Below are 17,317 nucleotides of genomic sequence, written 5' to 3'. Positions count from 1 at the left end.
GATTATTGGTCCTCCGCGCCGGCGGTAGCCGGGTTTTCACTCGGCAAGTCAGTGTTGTTGTCACCCAGCATGAGGTGGTCAAGGATCTGGCGCATGATGGTACCGACCGCCGGGCCTGCACCGCCGTTTTCCAGAATAATCGACACGGCGACCTGCGGGTTTTCGTATGGTGCAAACGCAATCATCAGCTTATGGTCACGCAGACGTTCAGCAATTTTATGCGCGTTATAGGTTTCATTGGCTTTCAGGCCAAACACCTGGGCGGTACCGGATTTTGCCGCGATTTTATAGGGCGCGCCGGCGAAGTATTTGTGTGCCGTACCGTTTGCACGGTTGGCTACGCCATACATCCCGTCTTTGGCGATTTCCCAGTAACCGGAATGGATATCGCCCACTGGCGGCTCGTGCGGCTGCGCCCAGGGCACTTTTTTGCCGTCTTCAACGGTGCTCATCAGCAGGTGCGGCACTTTTACCACCCCGTCGTTGATAAGGATCATCAGCGCTTTGCTCATCTGGATGGGGGTGGCGGTCCAGTAGCCCTGGCCGATCCCTACCGGAATTGTGTCACCCTGATACCACGGTTTTTTAAAGCGCTTCTGCTTCCATTCCCGGGTTGGCATGTTACCGGAACGCTCTTCTGACAGGTCGATACCGGTATAGTGGCCGTAGCCAAATTTGCCCATCCATTCCGACAGACGGTCAATGCCCATGTCATAGGCTACCTGGTAGAAGAAGGTATCCGCCGACTCCTCCAGCGATTTGGTGACGTTCAGATGGCCGTGGCCCCACTTCTTCCAGTCGCGGTAGCGTTTTTCCGAGCCAGGCAACTGCCACCAACCCGGGTCGAAGAGACTGGTATTACGGGTGATAACACCTGTGCTGAGCGCCGACACGGCCACATAAGGTTTAACCGTCGAGGCCGGGGGATAAACACCCTGGGTCGCGCGGTTGATCAGCGGCGTATTAGGGTCGTTGAGCAGGCCAGAATAGTCCTTGCTGGAGATGCCATCGACGAACAGATTCGGGTCGTAGCTCGGCGTCGAGACCAGCGACAGAATGCTGCCGGTACGTGGGTCGGTCACAATTACCGCCGCGCGGCTGCCTGCCAGCAGGGTTTCAATATACTGCTGAAGTTTGAGATCCAGGGTGAGATAAATGTCATGCCCGGCCTGAGGTGGCACCTCTTTCAGCTGACGGATCACTCTGCCACGGTTGTTGACTTCAACCTCTTCATACCCGGTCTGGCCGTGGAGAATCTCTTCGTAATAGCGCTCAATGCCCAGCTTGCCAATATCGTGCGTCGCCGCGTAGTTGGCGAGTTTGCCGTCTTTGTCCAGCCTGTCGACGTCTTTATCGTTGATTTTCGAGACATAGCCGATGACATGCGTCAGGGCAGAGCCGTACGGGTAGAAGCGGCGCTTGTAGCCTTTGACCTCTACGCCGGGAAAGCGGTACTGGTTCACGGCGAAACGGGCTACCTGCACCTCGGTGAGGTTGGTTTTTACCGGTATCGACGTGAAGCGATGCGAGCGGGAGCGCTCTTTTTTGAAGGCGGCAATATCGTCGTCATTCAAATCGACTACGCTGCGCAGCGCTTCGAGCGTCTGCTGCACGTTATCGACCTTCTCTGGCATCATTTCAATCTGATAGATCGTGCGGTTCAACGCCAGTGGCGTACCGTTGCGATCGTAGATAATGCCGCGGCTTGGGGCGATAGGGACGAGTTTAATGCGGTTTTCGTTGGAGCGGGTCTGGTAATCGGTAAAACGGACAATCTGCAGATTATAGAGGTTGGCGATCAGCACGCCAGTCAGCAGCAAAATCCCCAAAAAGGCGACCACTGCCCGGCGCACAAACAGCGCGGACTCAGCCGTATAGTCGCGAAAAGAATTCTGTAGTTTCATCCGCTGCTTAATTTATCCAGGATGTCATCATTACTCACGGTGATAAGGATGGTTAGTCGTGATGCTCCACGCGCGATAGAGACTTTCAGCAACCAACACCCGAACCAGCGGGTGGGGCAGCGTCAGCGCGGAGAGAGACCAACTCTGTTCTGCTGCCGCTTTGCAGGCGGAGGATAATCCCTCTGGACCGCCAATTAACAGGCTGACGTCGCGACCGTCCTGCTTCCAGCGCTCCAGTTCATGCGCCAGCTGCGGTGTATCCCAGGGCTTGCCCGGAATATCGAGCGTGACGATGCGGTTTTTGCCTGCGGCAGCCAGCATCAGTTCACCCTCTTTATCGAGAATGCGTTTGATATCTGCGTTTTTGCCGCGTTTGCCGGCGGGGATCTCCACCAGCTCAAACGGCATATCTTTCGGAAAACGACGCAGATATTCGGTAAACCCTGTTTGTACCCAATCGGGCATTTTTGTGCCGACGGCTACCAGTTGCAGCTTCACGCATTAACCCCAGAGTTTTTCCAGCTCATACAGGCGACGGCTCTCTTCCTGCATGACGTGGACAATCACATCGCCAAGGTCAACGACGACCCAGTCAGCGGTCGCTTCGCCTTCAACGCCCAGCGGCAGCATACCGGCAGCGCGGGATTCCTGAACAACATGGTCAGCGATAGAAGCAACGTGGCGAGTGGAGGTACCGGTGCAGATAATCATGCAATCGGTGATGCTTGATTTGCCCTGAACGTCGATGGCGATGATGTCCTGACCTTTCAGGTCATCAATTTTGTCGATAACAAAATCCTGGAGTGCTTTACCCTGCAAGTTTTCCCCCTGGGAGAGTGAGATTGAGTAACTGTAAATTCGTAGCCAGTCAGTATACCTGAACTGGCCGCAGTGTCGGGACAAATGTCACCGCACGGGCCTGCGAAGGCGGGTATCATCCCACCCTATGCCGGAGATTGCATCGCCATTTTTGTAAAACAGTTTTTGTAAAACAGTGCTGGCGGGAAGTCTGGCAGCGGAGGATATCAGCCTGGACGGGGGTGTCAATGGCGAGAGCGCGAATGGCGCGCTTTTTCTCCCGGCGCCCAGTCAGTTGCTGCTTTTCTGATACAGACCCTGCTGTTGAATGTAACGCAAAACCGGCAGGGGTAACATCTCATCGCAGGGCAGCCCCTGTTGCAGACGCTGGCGGATCAGCGTGGCCGAAATATCAAACCACGGCGTTTCCGCGAGGAAAATTTTACCGGCAGGCAGGGTATGCAGATCTTCAACCTGATACGTCAGGTGCGCCTCAAGCCACTGCTGATGCTGCTCCTCTTTCATCCTCAGAGCATAGCCCGGGCGGCGACAAACGATCACATGGCTATTTTCGAGGATCGTTTGATACTGATACCACCCCGGGAACGTGAGCAGCGAGTCCTGGCCGATGATAAAGGCCAGCGGTGTCTCCGGCCCCTGTTCGGCGCGCCACTCCTGCAACGTCTGCGCGGTATACGACGGGCTGTCCCGGCGCAGCTCACGCTCATCCAGTTGAAACAGCGGCTTATCGGCAATCGCCAGCTCCAGCATCATTTTACGCTGTGCGGCGCTGGCCTCCGGCTGTGGACGGTGCGGCGGCACATTATTCGGCATAATAGTGACGCGCTGCAGGCCAATCTGGTTTGCCAGAATTTCGACCGGTTTCAGATGCCCGTAGTGGATCGGGTCAAAGGTGCCACCAAACAGAGCCTGTAGAGAGTGCATCTCAACCTTCTATAAAAATATCGGCCAGCGCTTTGTGGCACAGGAGCAGCGAGAGGCTTTCCAGCTCTGACCAGATCGACTGGCCGTAATCCTGCTTCAGGGTCAGCTCGGTGCGTGTCAGCAGTTGAACGGCCTGGCGCAGCTGATCCGGGCTGAGGCGATTCAGGGCCTCGGTGGTCATGCCGCGACGGTTCTGCCAGACCCGGTGTTTATCAAACAGCGCACGCAGGGGCGTGTGCGCCGACTGACGTTTCAGGGTCAGGAGCAGCAGCAGTTCACGCTGCAGGGTTCTGAGCAGGATCACCGGCTCACTGCCTTCAAGACGCAGCTGTTGCAGGATGTGCAGGGCGCGCTTGCTTTTCGCTGAGAGCAGGGCATCGACCCAATGGAAAGGGGTGAAATGGGCGGCGTCGTTAACTGCCTGTTCGACGCGCGGCAGGGTCAGTTTGCCATCCGGCCAGAGCAGAGACAGCCGCTCAAGGGCCTGGGCCAGAGCCAGCAGATTGCCTTCGTAGCAGTAACAGAGCAGCTGATTCGCAGCGTCATCCAGCTGCAGATTGTTCTGCTTAGCCCGGGCCGCAACCCATTTTGGCAGGTGGGCCTGCTCCGGGGTCTGGCAGGTCACCAGCACCGAATGGTTTGCCAGTGCAGTAAGCCAGGCGGCATTTTCCTGGGCTTTAGTGAGTTTATTGCCGCGAACAATCAGCAGAAGATCGCTATGCAGCAAACTGACCAGCGTGGCCAGCTGTTCGTTGATGCCCGCATTAGGGCCGTTTTCCGGTAACTGAATAAGCAGGGTTTGCCGGGCGGCAAACAGGCTCATCGCCTGACAGAGGGAGAAAATCTCCTGCCAGTCGGTGCTGTTATCCAGCGTGAAACTGTGGTGCTCCTCAAAGCCCTGGGTCGCCGCAAGCTGACGTACGGCATCCTGGCTCTCCTGCAGCAACAGCGGATCGTTTCCGAGAAGCAGATACGCCGCGCGCAGCCCTTCATTGAGCTGCGCGCGGAGTTGTTCAGGGTACAACCTGAGCATTACTGACCCAGCGTCGTGGAGACGCGTGGTGAGGATGCCGCTGGCTGAGTACCAGGCTGAGCTTTCAGGGCATTCTCTTTTTCAGCAGTGTGGACGCTCGGCAGCTTACGGATCAGCTGCTCCGCTGCCTTGTCATACATTTCGTTAATGATAATGGTCTGCTCAGCATCTTTCGCCAGCGCAGTCTGCGGGTTATCGAAGAACGAACGGTAGACCTTGGTGCTGATAGGATAAATATCGCTACCCGGGATCAGAACCGCGGCATGGACTTCCATCACCATCTGGTATTCCGCAGTACGGCCATCCTGGAAGATGGACGCGGTATCCTGGCTCAGGGTAGAGCTTAATACGCGGAATGACGGTATATCCTGGCGCAGCGTTCCTTGTTCGATCAGATCAACGCCGTTAAGACGCAGCTGATTGCGAATGGCACGGCTCAGCGGACCATTAGGATCGCCCGAATCGAAAATCATCGTTTTCATCTGTTCCGGCACCTGTGTGGTATTACGCAGGTGCCAGCCACAGCCGGCGGTGACTAACACCGCCAGCGATAACAGTAATGTTGCCAGTTGTCGCACGCTTCCTCCCGCGCTTAGCCAACGACCAGGTTCAGCAGTTTACCGGGCACGTAGATCACTTTACGTACGGTAACGCCATCAAGATACTTCGCCACCAGATGTTCCTGGCCGGCACGTTCGCGGACCTGCTCTTCGGTTGCATCAACCGGAACAGTAATCTTACCGCGCACTTTACCGTTAACCTGAACAACGACCAGCGTGGTGTTTTCAACCATTGCGGATTCATCCGCCACCGGCCACGGTGCATTATCGATATCGCCTTCACCGTTCAGCTCCTGCCACAGCGTAAAGCTGGCGTGAGGGGTGAACGGGTTCAGCATACGGACAACCGCCAGCAGCGCTTCACGCATCAAGGCACGATCCTGCTCGCCTTCCTGCGGGGCTTTCGCCAGCTTGTTCATCAATTCCATAATAGCCGCAATTGCGGTATTGAAGGTCTGACGGCGACCAATATCATCGGTCACTTTAGCAATAGTTTTATGAACATCACGACGCAGCGCTTGCTGATCTTCCGTCAGTGCCGCGGTATCCAGTGCAGGTGCTGCGCCCTGGGAGGTGTGCTCGTAAACCAGTTTCCAGACACGTTTCAGGAAGCGGTTAGCCCCTTCAACGCCGGATTCTTGCCACTCCAGCGTCATGTCTGCCGGAGAAGCAAACATCATGAACAGACGCACGGTATCCGCACCGTAACGCTCAACCATCACCTGAGGGTCAATGCCGTTGTTTTTAGACTTCGACATTTTGCTCATGCCGGTATACACCAGCTCATGGCCAGCGGCATCTTTCGCTTTAACGATGCGGCCTTTCTCGTCGCGCTCAACGATGGCATCAACCGGGGAGACCCAGTTACGCTCGCCGTTCGCGCCCACGTAATAGAAGGCATCTGCCAGCACCATGCCCTGACACAGCAGCTGTTTGGCAGGTTCATTGGAGGTCACCAGGCCTGCGTCGCGCATCAGTTTATGGAAGAAGCGGAAGTAGAGCAGGTGCATGATGGCGTGTTCAATCCCGCCAATGTAGATATCGACCGGCAGCCAGTAGTTTGCCGCGTCGGAATCCAGCATGCCTTCCTGATACTGCGGGCAGGTATAACGCGCGTAGTACCAGGAGGACTCCATAAAGGTGTCGAAGGTGTCAGTTTCACGCAGCGCAGGCATGCCGTTCACGGTGGTTTTTGCCCACTCAGGATCGGCTTTAATCGGGCTGGTGATGCCATCCATGACCACATCTTCCGGCAGGATCACCGGGAGCTGATCTTCCGGGGTTGGCATGACGGTGCCATCTTCCAGGGTGACCATCGGAATTGGTGCGCCCCAGTAACGCTGACGGGAAACACCCCAGTCGCGCAGACGGTAGTTAACTTTGCGCTCGCCAACGCCCAGCGAGGCCAGTTTATCGGCAATGGCGTTGAAGCCCTCTTCGAAGCTCAGGCCGCTGAATTCGCCAGAGTTGAACAGGGTGCCTTTTTCGGTCAGCGCCTGTTCGGACAGGTCCGGCTCAGAGCCGTCTGCCGCGAGGATAACCGGCTTGATCGCCAGGTGGTATTTAGTGGCAAATTCGTAGTCGCGCTGGTCGTGACCCGGAACGGCCATGACTGCGCCCGTACCGTACTCCATCAGCACGAAGTTGGCTGCCCAGACAGGGATCGCTTCGCCAGTCAGCGGGTGCGTGGCGTAGAAACCGGTAGCAACGCCTTTCTTCTCCATGGTCGCCATGTCGGCTTCGGCCACTTTGGTGTTGCGGCATTCGTCGATAAAGGCAGCCAGTTCTGGATTGTTCTCTGCCGCTTTCTGCGCCAGCGGGTGACCTGCCGCCACGGCCAGGTAGGTGGCACCCATGAAGGTGTCCGGGCGGGTGGTGTAAACGGTCAGCTTCTGATCGTAATTTTCCACGTTGAAGGTGATTTCCACCCCTTCAGAACGGCCGATCCAGTTGCGCTGCATGGTTTTAACGGTATCTGGCCAGTGATCCAGATTATCCAGATCGCTCAGCAGTTCGTCGGCGTAAGCGGTGATTTTGATAAACCACTGTGGGATCTCTTTACGCTCAACTTTAGTGTCGCAGCGCCAGCAGCAGCCGTCGATGACCTGTTCGTTTGCCAAAACGGTCTGGTCGTTCGGGCACCAGTTAACGGCGGATGTTTTTTTGTAGACCAGCCCTTTTTTGTACAGCTCGGTGAAGAACTTCTGTTCCCAGCGGTAATATTCCGGGGTACAGGTCGCCAGTTCGCGGCTCCAGTCATAGCCAAAGCCCAGCATCTTGAGCTGGTTTTTCATGTAGGCGATGTTGTCGTAGGTCCAGGGCGCAGGGGCAGTATTGTTTTTTACCGCAGCACCTTCCGCAGGCAGACCAAACGCATCCCAGCCGATCGGCTGCAGAACGTTTTTGCCCAGCATACGCTGGTAACGGGCGATCACATCACCGATGGTGTAGTTACGCACGTGGCCCATGTGTAGTCGGCCAGAAGGATAGGGAAGCATCGACAGGCAGTAATACTTCTCTTTGCTCTCGTCTTCGGTGACTTCAAAAGTGCGCTTCTCGTCCCAGTGTTGCTGGACTTTCGATTCTATCTCTTCCGGGCGGTATTGCTCTTGCATGGCAGCCAGTGGTCCTGTGTTTATTACAGCTACAAACGTAGCCAAAGGATGTGGTATTTCAGATCCGCATAGCATAGCCCAAACGCCTGCGTCAAAACAGCCTTTAGCTGAAAAGGCTCTTGCAGGAATTTACGCAGAGTGTGGATGAGCTGACAAAGCGGGGCGCAAATAAGGTCTATCATTAGAGAGAGTTACTTACCCGGGAGGAAAATGATGAACAAGGTTGCTCAATTTTACCGTGAACTGGTCGCCACCTTGACCGAACGTCTGCGTAATGGTGAGCGGGATATTGACGCGCTCGTCGACCAGGCTCGCCTGAGGGTGATGCAGACGGGTGAGTTAACACGTACCGAAGTGGAAGAGGTGACCCGCGCGGTTCGCCGCGATCTGGAAGAGTTTGCCCGTAGCTATGAGGAGAGCCAGGATGAGGTTGCCGATAGCGTCTTTATGCGGGTGATTAAAGAGAGTGTGTGGCAGGAGCTGGCAGATATCACCGATAAAACGCAGCTGGAGTGGCGTGAGGTGTTTCAGGATCTGAACCATCATGGCGTATACCACAGTGGAGAGGTCGTTGGGCTGGGAAATCTGGTCTGCGAAAAATGTCACTTCCATCTGGCCGTTTACACCCCGGATCTCCTGCCATTGTGCCCCAAATGCGGTCATGACCAGTTCCAGCGTCGCCCGTTTGAACCTTAACAGAGACCACCACGATGCGTCCGATGATGCATCGTGGTGACATCAGATTACTACTGATAAAACGCGAGGCGTTCTGCCAGTAAATCAACGAAGGCCTGGCGATCGATATCCAGCATGATGTCGGTGTTGGGTTCGTTGCCACTGAGCATGAAATAATCGACCACCGTCATGCCCTGCGTATATTTCCCCTGCGTTTCTACGCCGACCCAGCGTCTGGCGGTAGTGAATATCTCCGGTTTCAACAGCCAGGCGATGGTGCAGGGATCGTGCAGCGGCGCGCCCTGGAAACCCCATTTCTCCGTCTTGTGATACTCCATAAAGAAATCGAGCAGCTCCGCTACGGTCCGGGCTACGGGGTTATTGATCGCGCGAAAACGCTCAATATCGTCCGCCATAATCTGCGCCCGATGCGTCACATCCAGACCGGCCATCACCACCGGAATGCCGGACTGGAAGACAATTTCTGCCGCTTCAGGATCGACATAAATATTGAATTCCGCGGCTGGCGTCCAGTTCCCCAGCCCCATGGCGCCGCCCATGATCACTATCCGGGCGATTTTTGCATGCAATTCAGGATGGCTGTTCAGCAGCAGGGCGACGTTGGTCTGCGGGCCGGTTGCGACCAGCGTCACCGGTTCAGGGCTTTCGCGCAGCACCTTTGCCATCAGCTCTACAGCGGTGCAATTCTGTGGGGCAAAACCCGGCTCGGGCAGGGCGGGGCCATCAAGACCGGTTTCTCCGTGGACGTTATCGGCAATGATCAGGTCGCGCATCAGGGGTTTAACCGCGCCTCCGGCAACCGGAATATCGCTGCGCTTTAACAGCGTCAGCATCCGCAGAACATTACGCAGGGTTTTGTCCGGTGTCTGGTTACCGGCAGAGGAGGTAACGGCTTTGACTTCCAGCTCTGGCGAGGCGAGGGCAAGCACGAGAGCTATCGCGTCATCATGACCCGGATCGCAATCGAGGATAATGGGCAGTGCCATAGAATTCTCCATTTCTCAGTGTTGTTTTGTGACAAGGCTAACGCTGAAGAAATGTGCATACGAGAAAAAGAGATGAAAAGCGTGAAGCAGTGCGCAATCCTGCGATTGCGCACCGGGAAGATTAATGCAGAATTTTGGCGAGGAAATCTTTCGCGCGATCGGACTGTGGGTTGGCAAAGAACTCCTCTTTGGCTGAGTCCTCCACGATTTTCCCTTCATCCATAAAGATCACGCGGTTCGCCACTTTACGCGCAAAGCCCATTTCGTGGGTAACCACCATCATGGTCATGCCTTCCTGTGCCAGCTGCACCATGACGTCCAGCACTTCGTTGATCATTTCCGGGTCAAGCGCAGAAGTCGGCTCATCAAACAGCATGGCTACCGGATCCATACACAACGCACGGGCGATCGCTACACGCTGCTGTTGGCCACCGGACAACTGTGCCGGGAATTTATCGGCATGGGCAGTAAGTCCGACACGTTCCAGCAGCTTCAACGCTTTGTCACGGGCTAGCGCCTTATCGCGTTTGAGGACTTTCACCTGCGCGAGAGTCAGATTCTCGATAATCGACAGATGCGGGAACAGCTCAAAATGCTGGAATACCATCCCAACGTTAGAACGCAGCTTCGCCAGGTTGGTTTTCTTGTCATTCACTTTGGTGCCATTGACGATAATCTCGCCCTGCTGCACAGGCTCCAGGCCATTCACGGTTTTGATCAGCGTTGATTTACCCGAGCCGGACGGCCCGCACACCACCACAACCTCGCCTTTTTTCACTTCCGTGGAGCAGTCGGTCAGCACCTGAAAGTGCCCATACCATTTAGAAACATTTTTCAGGGAAATCATTACACTGTCCTTTTCTTCAGCCAGCTGACCAACAGCGACGCGCTTAAACTAATAACAAAATAGACCGCACCTGCGAACAGGATCATCTCGACCTGCGTACCATCGCGCTCGCCGATGGTAGAAGCGGTACGGAAGAAGTCTGCCAGGCTCAATACATACACCAGAGAGGTGTCCTGGAACAGCACGATGCCCTGGGTCAGCAGCAGCGGAACCATGGCGCGGAACGCCTGCGGCAGAATGATGAGCTTCATCGACTGCCAGTGGGTCATGCCTAACGCCAGCGCGGCACTCGATTGCCCGCGGGAGATGCTCTGGATCCCGGCACGGATAATCTCTGAATAGTACGCCGCCTCAAACATCGAGAAGGCCACCATCGCCGAGATCAAACGGATGTCATTTTTCGGCGACAGGCCGAGGACATCCTGCAGCAGGCCAGGCACGATGAGATAGAACCACAGCAGCACCATCACCAGCGGGATGGAGCGAAACACGTTAACGTAAGCCGTTGCAAACCAGGCGACAGGCTTAAAGCTCGACAGGCGCATTACCGCCAGCAGCGTACCCCAGATTATCCCGACCACGACCGCCGTCAGGGTGATCTTGAGGGTAATGATCAGGCCATCCATCAGATAGGGAAGGGAAGGAACAATGGAACTCCAGTCAAATTCGTACATTATTTGCCCCCCAGGTTGCCCGGCAGGCGAACTTTACGTTCGACAAGGTTCATTACCAACATAATCACCGCGTTAATCAGAACATACGCCAGGGTAATGGCGGTAAAGGATTCCCACGCATGGGCAGAGTAATCCAGCAGTTTGCCCGCCTGCGCCGCCATATCCACCAGACCGATGGTGGACGCGATGGCCGAGTTTTTCACCAGGTTCATCATTTCCGAGGTCATCGGCGGTACGATCACGCGATAGGCATTGGGCAGCAGAACGTAACGGTAGGCTTGCGGTAAGGTCAGGCCCATCGCCAGCGCAGCATTTTTCTGCCCGCGTGGCAGAGACTGAATCGCTGCACGCACCTGCTCACACACGCGGGCGGCAGTAAACAGACCCAGGCAGAGCATGGAGGAGACAAAGAACTGAACGTTAGGATCCAGCTCTGATTTGAACCACATGCCGAGATCTTCCGGCAGCAGCTCTGGAATAACCAAATACCAGGTAAAAAACTGCACGATTAACGGAACGTTACGGAACAGTTCGACGTAGCAGGTTCCCAGCGAGGAGAGAAAGCGATTCGGGACGGTACGCAAAATACCGAACAGCGAGCCGACAAGGAAAGCGATGATCCAGGCGGTGATCGACAGTGCGACCGTGACCTGAAAACCGCTCCACAGCCAGCCAAGATAGGTGGTGTTGCCGAACGGGGCTTGCTGCAGGAAAATGCCCCAGTTCCAGTCGATTGACATAATAAACTCCAGAAAAAAAAGGGTAGCAGCGCTACCCTCGAAGATTGGTGAGAAGCTTTAATCGTCGCGCTGAGTGGGGAACGACCCCTCAACGTTTAGTCTGTCCGCGCTTCCCGACAATCGAGAGGGCAGGAGATCCCGCCCCTTAGTGGTTCTAATTAGTTAAGTGCTTTGTCGTTCGGTTCTTTAAACAGGGCTTTCATGTCGTCAGACAGTTCAAAGTTCATGTTCAGATTTTTTGGTGGGATTGGGTTCTTGAACCACTTATCGAACCATTTCTCCGCGTCGCCGGAGGTCTGAACCTGAGCGATGGTGTCATCGACCAGTTTCTTAAATTCCGCATCGTCTTTGCGCATCATGCAGCCATACGCTTCTTTAGACTGCGCGGTACCGACGATTTCCCAGTTGTCCGGTTTCTTCGCTTTAGCGCGCTCACCGGCCAGCAATGCATCATCCATCATGAACGCAACGGCGCGACCGCTTTCCAGCGTACGGAAGGAGTCACCGTGATCTTTGGCGCTGATGATGCGCATGTCCATTTTCTTCTCTTCGTTCAGCTTGTGCAGCAGCACTTCAGACGTAGTACCGGAGGTGACGACCACCGCTTTGCCTTTCAGGTCAGCGAAGTCTTTAATATCGCCGCCTTTTTTGGTCAGCAGACGGGTACCCACCACGAAAATGGTGTCGGAGAAGGCAGCCTGTTTCTGACGCTCAAGGTTGTTGGTGGTGGAGCCGCACTCAAAATCAAAGGTGCCGTTTTGCAGCAGCGGGATACGGTTTTGTGAAGTGATTGGGATCAGCTTCACTTGCAGATCCGGTTTGTTCAGCTTCTTCTTCACCGCGTCCACGATGGCGTTGGAGTAAGCCTGAGAGTAACCCACGACTTTTTGCGTGTTGTCGTAGTATGAGAATGGAACGGAGGATTCACGGTGGCCGACCACAATCACGCCGTTTTTAGCGATTTTTTCCAGGGTGCCGCCCGCTGCTGGTGCAGCATCTTCGGCGTGAACAACGCCTGCAGACAATCCCATCACCAGCATTGCTGTGGCCAGTTTACGTAATTGCATATCCAACTCCTTTTTTATCAGCGTCAGGGGCGCATTGATATTCGGTGTGATGTTGTTATAGCTCGCGCGATACGAGTGCAGTGTTATACATGTTTGTTAACATTTAGTTTGGCTTAATGTAAAGATTTTGCTGCGTTATTGTTTATTTTTGCGAAGCGCGCCGCACCATTCAGAGGCATAAATCTCCCGTTGCACCGTTTCGGTGCTACCGACGAACTATGCTGGTGCGACCCGGTTGCACGTTAAGCCAAATCGCGTTTGCGTGAATAAACAAAGCAATAGACGTGCCAGAGTTGTCGAATGGAGGGAATTGCCCGGTTGCGGCTGCGCCTTACCCGGCTTAAAAACGGTAAGCCCGGCAAGCGTAGCGCCGCCGGGCAAAAAGGAAGGGGATTACTTACGACGCTGACGAAGGCTCATCAGCACTGCGCTAAAGCCGAACAGCGCGGTCAGGATCCACAGCGGCCAGTTGCCGGTGCGGGCATAAGGCGTCAGCCCGGTAGCTGGCGTGACCTTTGCAGTCAGCACATCGCGGGTAAACTGCGGGAGCATGGCCTGAATTTCGCCCTGCGGACCAATCACGGCTGTGATGCCATTGTTGGTGCTGCGCAGCAGTGGGCGCGCCAGCTCCAGCGAGCGCATCCGCGCCATCTGGAAGTGCTGCCACGGACCAATCGACTTACCAAACCACGCATCGTTAGAGATCGTCAGCAGATAGTCGGTGTTCGGGCGGAAATTATCGCGCACCTGCTCACCCAGAATGATCTCGTAGCAAATGGCAGCGGTCAGTAAAAAGCCGTGGGCGCTGAGCTGAGGCTGGATGTACGGACCGCGGCTAAACGAGGACATCGGTAAATCGAAGAACGGCGCCAGCGGACGCAGAATTGACTCCAGCGGCACGAACTCACCAAACGGTACGAGGTGGTTTTTGTTGTAACGGTTAGCCGACTCGTAGCTGTACGGATTGTCTTTCCCCAACGTAATGATGGTGTTGTAGGTATCGTACCGGTTCTGCTTGTTCAGACGTGCATCCACGATCCCGGTGATCAGGGTGGTGTCACGGGCGCGCAGCAGATCGTCCATCATGGCGAGGAAACGCTGCTGGTTGATCTCCAGATCCGGGATCGCTGACTCCGGCCAGATAATTAACTGGGATTTGCCCATCTCTTTCTGCGTGGCATCCAGATAAATTTTCAGGGTGTTGACCAGCTGACCCTCATCCCATTTCAGCGACTGGGGAATATTACCCTGCACCATCGACACCTGGGTGGCGCGCTCAGGCTCAAGGGTAAACCACTGGATGTAGCGCAACGGGAAGGGCAGCGCAAAGAGGATCAGCCCCGCAACCAGCGGTCGCCAGTTACGCTGCACCAATGCCAGGACCAGCAGGCCGCTCACAACCATCAGCAGGAAGTTGATGGCCTCGACGCCCATTACCGGTGCCAGCCCTTTCAGCGGGCCGTCGATCTGGCTGTAGCCGAACTGCAGCCACGGAAAGCCGGTCAGCACCCAGCCGCGCAGGAATTCGCTAATTTGCCAGACTACCGGGGCGGCAATGGCCACCCGCAGCCAGCTGGTTTTCGGCCACAGGCGCGACAAAATACCGGCAAACAGACCGGTATAGAGCGAGAGGTAGGCCGCCAGCAGCACGACGAGGAAGACATTCACCGGTCCCGGCATACCGCCAAACTGCGCAATACTGACGTAAACCCAGTTAATGCCGGAACCAAACAGGCCCAGCCCCCAGACATAACCAATGGCCGCGGCCTGTACGGGCCGGCGGTTCAGGGTCAGCCCCTGAAGCCCCATCAGAGAGAGGAGCGCGGCGGGCCAGAAGTCATAAGGGGAAAAAGCCAGCGTACCGCTGGCTCCGAGGATTAGCGCCAGCAGCAGACGTACGCGCTGGCGTTCAAACAGTGGGGCAAATGCCATTTAAATCAATCATCCAGTGTGGGTTGCGGAGCATCGTCCGGCATTCTTACATGAACCTGAATAATACGTCGACTGTCGGCCATCGCGACCTTGAACTGGTAACCATCTATTTCTACGGTCTCACCGCGCGCCGGAAGGTGACCAAATGCCTGCATCACCAGCCCGCCGATGGTATCCACCTCTTCATCGCTGAAGTGCGTGCCAAAGGTGTCATTGAAATCTTCGATCGGCGCCAGCGCACGTACGGTCCAGGTGTGGCGGCTCAGCTGACGGAAGTCGATATCCTCTTCTTCGTCATACTCGTCTTCGATTTCGCCCACAATCAGTTCGAGAATATCTTCGATGGTGACCAGGCCCGAAACACCGCCAAATTCATCGATAACAATCGCCATGTGGTAGCGCTGAGAGCGAAACTCTTTCAGCATGCGGTCTACCCGCTTGCTTTCCGGGACAACGACCGCCGGGCGTAACACTTTTTCCATGCTGAAGGCTTCGGCATCGCTGCGCATAAACGGCAGCAGATCTTTCGCCATCAAAATCCCTTCGATGTGATCTTTATCCTCGCTGATGACCGGGAAACGCGAGTGGGCAGACTCGATTATGACGTCGAGGCACTCATCTAAGGTCTGGTTGCGTTTCAGGGTGATCATCTGCGAGCGGGGGATCATGATATCGCGAACACGCTGGTCGGCGATATCCATTACCCCTTCGAGCATCTCGCGCGTATCTTCATCGATAAGATCGTTCTGCCCGGAGTCACGGATCAGCTCAAGCAGTTCGTCACGGTTTTTGGGTTCACCGTGGAACAGCTGGCTTAGAATGAGGGAGAAAAATCCCTTTTTGCTGGTTGGTGTGTCGCTACTGTGTGAATTGTCGTCGCTCATGGCGTTTGTTAAGGGTTCTCATGTTGATATAAAACTGCCGTCGCGGACCAGTGTCTGACACGACGGCACATTATGTCAGTCCGGCGCATAAGCGCCGAACAGACTACTCTTTCTCGGCAATGTACGGATCCTCATAGCCCAGAGCAAGCATTATCTCTGTCTCGAGGGATTCCATTTCTTCCGCTTCTTCATCTTCAATATGGTCGTAGCCCAGCAGATGCAGGCTACCGTGCACCACCATGTGCGCCCAGTGCGCTTCGAGCGGCTTTTGCTGCTCCTGCGCCTCTTGCTCGACCACCTGCCGACAGATGATTAAATCACCCAGCAGCGGCAGTTCGATGCCCGGTGGTGCTTCAAACGGGAAGGAGAGCACGTTGGTCGGCTTATCTTTCCCGCGATAGGTCAGGTTCAGGTCGTGGCTTTCGGCTTCATCCACCAGGCGAATCGTGACCTCTGACTCTTCCTGAAACTGAGGGATGACGGCGTTCAACCACGCCTGGAACTGGCTCTCTTCCGGCAGGCCGGAATTATCTTCACAGGCCAGCTGTAAATCGAGGATCACCTTACTCATTTCTGCTCTTGCTCCTGGGCTTCGCGTTTACGTTCCGCGGCCTGTTCTGCTCTACGTTTTTGATCTGCTGCTTCCCATGCTTCATACGCCGTGACGATGCGGGCAACCACCGGGTGGCGCACCACGTCTTCACTGTGGAAGAAGTTAAAGCTGATTTCGTCCACTTCGGATAGGACTTCAATGGCGTGACGCAGACCCGACTTGGTGCTGCGTGGCAGGTCGACCTGGGTGATATCACCGGTGATCACCGCTTTGGAGTTAAAGCCAATACGGGTCAGGAACATCTTCATCTGCTCGATGGTGGTGTTCTGGCTCTCATCCAGGATGATGAACGCATCGTTCAGCGTACGACCGCGCATATAGGCCAGCGGAGCCACTTCGATGACGTTACGTTCAATCAGTTTTTCGACCTTCTCAAAGCCGAGCATCTCAAACAGCGCATCGTAAAGCGGGCGCAGGTAAGGATCGACTTTCTGGCTCAGGTCGCCAGGCAGGAAGCCCAGCTTCTCGCCCGCTTCAACGGCCGGACGGGTGAGCAGAATACGGCGGATCTCCTGGCGCTCCAGAGCATCCACGGCAGCGGCTACGGCAAGGTAGGTTTTACCGGTACCCGCCGGGCCGACGCCGAAGGTGATGTCATGATCGAGAATATTGGCGATGTACTGCGCCTGGTTTGGCGTGCGTGGCTTAATGACGCCACGTTTGGTCTGGATGTGGATAGCTTTGCCGAAATCCGGCACGCTCTCCGCACTCTGCTCCAGTACCCGCGATTCTTTGATCGCCAGATGGATCTGTTCCGGCTCAATATCCTGCGTTTCACCGCGCATCGGGGCGGTATCGACGTACAGGTTGCGGAGGATATCCGCAGCGGCATTGACGCAAATTGCGCGTCCGGTGAGTTTGAACTGGTTATCGCGACGATTAATCTCAATACCCAGACGTCGCTCCAGATGTTTGATGTTGTCATCAAACGGCCCGCACAGGCTCAGCAGGCGAGCGTTGTCTGCTGGCTCAAGGGTAATTTCACGTGTGTCTATATTCAAACCGGTCCTCTTAATGTCTCGG

General features: G+C 55.4%; 17 protein-coding genes. 1 reads left to right on the top strand and 16 read right to left on the bottom strand.

Annotation, left to right across the window (positions count from 1 at the left end):
• Positions 1-2: 2 nt before the first annotated feature.
• The 7 genes from mrdA to leuS form a co-directional block, all read right to left on the bottom strand.
• Positions 3-1,904, bottom strand: a complete 1,902-nt coding sequence (mrdA, locus tag ABIE02_RS05205) for a peptidoglycan DD-transpeptidase MrdA (protein ID WP_032617028.1) — start codon at positions 1,902-1,904, stop codon at positions 3-5.
• Positions 1,905-1,934: 30 nt separating this feature from the next.
• On the bottom strand, positions 1,935-2,402 hold the full coding sequence (gene rlmH, locus ABIE02_RS05200; RefSeq protein ID WP_064325297.1) for a 23S rRNA (pseudouridine(1915)-N(3))-methyltransferase RlmH: 468 nt from the start codon (positions 2,400-2,402) through the stop codon (positions 1,935-1,937).
• Positions 2,403-2,405: 3 nt separating this feature from the next.
• Positions 2,406-2,723 (bottom strand): ribosome silencing factor, encoded by a 318-nt coding sequence (gene rsfS, locus ABIE02_RS05195; RefSeq protein WP_032617029.1) that lies wholly within the window; start codon positions 2,721-2,723, stop codon positions 2,406-2,408.
• 270 nt (positions 2,724-2,993) lie between these two features.
• A complete protein-coding gene (gene nadD, locus ABIE02_RS05190) occupies positions 2,994-3,647 on the bottom strand; it encodes a nicotinate-nucleotide adenylyltransferase (RefSeq protein WP_103791903.1) in 654 nt (217 codons plus the stop codon).
• Position 3,648: 1 nt separating this feature from the next.
• The gene (gene holA, locus ABIE02_RS05185; protein WP_059308515.1) at positions 3,649-4,680 is read right to left on the bottom strand and encodes a DNA polymerase III subunit delta; all 1,032 of its coding nucleotides are present in this window, start codon (positions 4,678-4,680) and stop codon (positions 3,649-3,651) included.
• Positions 4,680-5,258, bottom strand: a complete 579-nt coding sequence (gene lptE / locus ABIE02_RS05180) for an LPS assembly lipoprotein LptE (RefSeq protein WP_032617032.1) — start codon at positions 5,256-5,258, stop codon at positions 4,680-4,682. Before lptE ends, holA begins: the two co-directional genes overlap by 1 nt.
• Before the next feature lie 14 nt (positions 5,259-5,272).
• Entirely contained in the window at positions 5,273-7,855 is a 2,583-nt protein-coding gene (leuS, locus tag ABIE02_RS05175) for a leucine--tRNA ligase (protein WP_032617033.1), read from the bottom strand.
• A 213-nt stretch (positions 7,856-8,068) separates the two neighbouring features.
• Here leuS and ABIE02_RS05170 point away from each other — a divergent pair, with 213 nt between their 5' ends.
• Positions 8,069-8,551 carry a zinc ribbon-containing protein gene (locus tag ABIE02_RS05170; protein ID WP_032617044.1) on the top strand — a complete coding sequence of 161 codons (483 nt, stop codon included), beginning with the start codon at positions 8,069-8,071 and terminating at the stop codon, positions 8,549-8,551.
• 50 nt (positions 8,552-8,601) lie between these two features.
• Here the strand turns inward: ABIE02_RS05170 and rihA are convergent, their stop codons facing one another.
• The 9 genes from rihA to ABIE02_RS05125 all read right to left on the bottom strand — a co-directional run bounded on the left by rihA (position 8,602) and on the right by ABIE02_RS05125 (position 17,295).
• Entirely contained in the window at positions 8,602-9,537 is a 936-nt protein-coding gene (gene rihA, locus ABIE02_RS05165; RefSeq protein ID WP_077226193.1) for a pyrimidine-specific ribonucleoside hydrolase RihA, read from the bottom strand.
• Between the two features lie 121 nt (positions 9,538-9,658).
• Positions 9,659-10,384 carry an amino acid ABC transporter ATP-binding protein gene (locus tag ABIE02_RS05160; protein WP_059308513.1) on the bottom strand — a complete coding sequence of 242 codons (726 nt, stop codon included), beginning with the start codon at positions 10,382-10,384 and terminating at the stop codon, positions 9,659-9,661.
• Positions 10,384-11,058 carry a glutamate/aspartate ABC transporter permease GltK gene (gltK, locus tag ABIE02_RS05155; protein WP_032617036.1) on the bottom strand — a complete coding sequence of 225 codons (675 nt, stop codon included), beginning with the start codon at positions 11,056-11,058 and terminating at the stop codon, positions 10,384-10,386. The genes ABIE02_RS05160 and gltK overlap by 1 nt, the downstream gene beginning before the upstream one ends.
• On the bottom strand, positions 11,058-11,798 hold the full coding sequence (gene gltJ, locus ABIE02_RS05150; RefSeq protein WP_032617037.1) for a glutamate/aspartate ABC transporter permease GltJ: 741 nt from the start codon (positions 11,796-11,798) through the stop codon (positions 11,058-11,060). The genes gltK and gltJ overlap by 1 nt, the downstream gene beginning before the upstream one ends.
• A 158-nt stretch (positions 11,799-11,956) precedes the next feature.
• A complete protein-coding gene (locus ABIE02_RS05145) occupies positions 11,957-12,865 on the bottom strand; it encodes an amino acid ABC transporter substrate-binding protein (RefSeq protein WP_032617038.1) in 909 nt (302 codons plus the stop codon).
• A 393-nt stretch (positions 12,866-13,258) separates the two neighbouring features.
• A complete protein-coding gene (gene lnt, locus ABIE02_RS05140) occupies positions 13,259-14,797 on the bottom strand; it encodes an apolipoprotein N-acyltransferase (RefSeq protein ID WP_230431285.1) in 1,539 nt (512 codons plus the stop codon).
• A 5-nt stretch (positions 14,798-14,802) separates the two neighbouring features.
• Complete coding sequence (gene corC, locus ABIE02_RS05135; RefSeq protein ID WP_032617040.1) at positions 14,803-15,681, bottom strand: CNNM family magnesium/cobalt transport protein CorC; 879 nt, start codon at positions 15,679-15,681, stop codon at positions 14,803-14,805.
• Between the two features lie 103 nt (positions 15,682-15,784).
• The gene (gene ybeY / locus ABIE02_RS05130; RefSeq protein ID WP_285125322.1) at positions 15,785-16,252 is read right to left on the bottom strand and encodes an rRNA maturation RNase YbeY; all 468 of its coding nucleotides are present in this window, start codon (positions 16,250-16,252) and stop codon (positions 15,785-15,787) included.
• Positions 16,249-17,295, bottom strand: a complete 1,047-nt coding sequence (locus ABIE02_RS05125; RefSeq protein WP_032617042.1) for a PhoH family protein — start codon at positions 17,293-17,295, stop codon at positions 16,249-16,251. Before ABIE02_RS05125 ends, ybeY begins: the two co-directional genes overlap by 4 nt.
• Between the last annotated feature and the right edge of the window lie 22 nt (positions 17,296-17,317).

Source organism: Leclercia sp. 1548, from assembly GCF_050435045.1.
Lineage (GTDB): Bacteria > Pseudomonadota > Gammaproteobacteria > Enterobacterales > Enterobacteriaceae > Enterobacter > Enterobacter adecarboxylatus.
The sequence above is the reverse complement of the archived record's forward strand: the minus strand, read 5'-3'. Positions and strand labels throughout refer to the sequence as shown.